Here is a 1,307-nt window from a genome sequence, read left to right as displayed (position 1 = left end):
CGTCGCGATCGTCGGCGCGGGCCCGGCCGGGCTGTCGGCCGCACGGGCCGCCGCGCGACGCGGTGCGACGGTTGCGATCGTCGACGACAACCCGCGCGCGGGCGGGCAGATCTGGCGGCAAGGCGCGGCGGCTGCGCCGCCGCCGGCCGCCGCCGAGCGGCTCGCCGTGTTGCGGCAGCCGAACGTCACGCATCTCGCGGCGACGCGCATCGTCGCCGAAACGCAGCCGGGCACCTTGCTGCTCGAAGACGACGAACGCGGGCTGCTGCTCGATTTCCGGATGCTGATTCTCTGTTGCGGCGCACGCGAGCTGCTGCTGCCGTTTCCGGGCTGGACGCTGCCGGGTGTCACGGGTGCGGGCGGCTTGCAGGCGTTGATCAAGTACGGCCTCGACGTGCGCGGGCAGCGCACGGTGATCGCGGGCAGCGGGCCGCTGCTGCTGGCGAGCGCGGCGACGGCCCGTCAGGCTGGCGCGCGCGTGTCGCATGTGCTCGAACAGGCCGCGTGGGGCGATGTGGCCGGCTTCGGGGCCGGGCTGTGGCGCTGGCCGTCGAAGCTCGCGCAGGCCGCGAAGCTCGTCACCGCCGCCTATCGGCCCGATGCGCATGTCGTCGAAGCATTCGGCGACAAGCGGCTCGAACGCGTGCGGATTCGTCAGGGCGATCGCGAGTTCGAGGTCGACTGCGACCGGCTCGCGTGCGGCTTCGGCCTCGTGCCGAACACCGTGCTGCCGAGCCATCTCGGCTGCCGGATCGACAACGGCGCCGTGGCGGTCGACGCGCATCAGCGCACGAGCCGCGACGGGGTTTTCGCGGCTGGCGAGTGTACAGGCGTCGGCGGTTGCGAACTGGCGATGGTCGAAGGCGAAATCGCCGGTTTGGCGGCGACCGGGCAGACCGCGCAGTTGGCCGCACTCGTCGCGCGACGGACGCACTGGCAGACATTTGCAGATGCCGTACGCGAGCGTTTCGCGATTCGCGAACCGATCCGCCGGCTCGCGCGGCCCGACACGCTGCTGTGCCGTTGCGAGGACGTGCGTTTCGACGCAGTCGCGCAAGCGCCGGGCTGGACGGCCGCGAAACTGCAGTCCCGTTGCGGGATGGGCGGGTGCCATGGTCGCGTATGCGGCTCGGCCGCGCAGGCACTGGTCGGCTGTACGGCGCCGGTGCCGCGCGCGCCGCTGGTGCCCGCGCGGGTCGGCACGCTGATGCTGGACGGCACGGCATCCGGCGACGGCGCGTGATGTGATGATTCGCGGCAACGCGGCAACACGGCAACACGGCAACACGGCAACACGGCAACACGGC

General features: G+C 72.4%; 1 protein-coding gene. It reads left to right on the top strand.

Translation table 11 applies throughout. The annotated features are described in order from the left end of the window. Positions 1-1,243: FAD/NAD(P)-binding oxidoreductase (locus G3N93_RS40415; RefSeq protein WP_206135568.1), on the top strand; the 1,243-nt coding region annotated here is incomplete at its 5' end. Positions 1,244-1,307 lie beyond the last annotated feature (64 nt).

This window comes from Burkholderia sp. Se-20378 (assembly GCF_017104665.1).
GTDB classification, from domain to species: Bacteria; Pseudomonadota; Gammaproteobacteria; order Burkholderiales; family Burkholderiaceae; genus Burkholderia; species Burkholderia lata.
The sequence above is the reverse complement of the archived record's forward strand: the minus strand, read 5'-3'. Positions and strand labels throughout refer to the sequence as shown.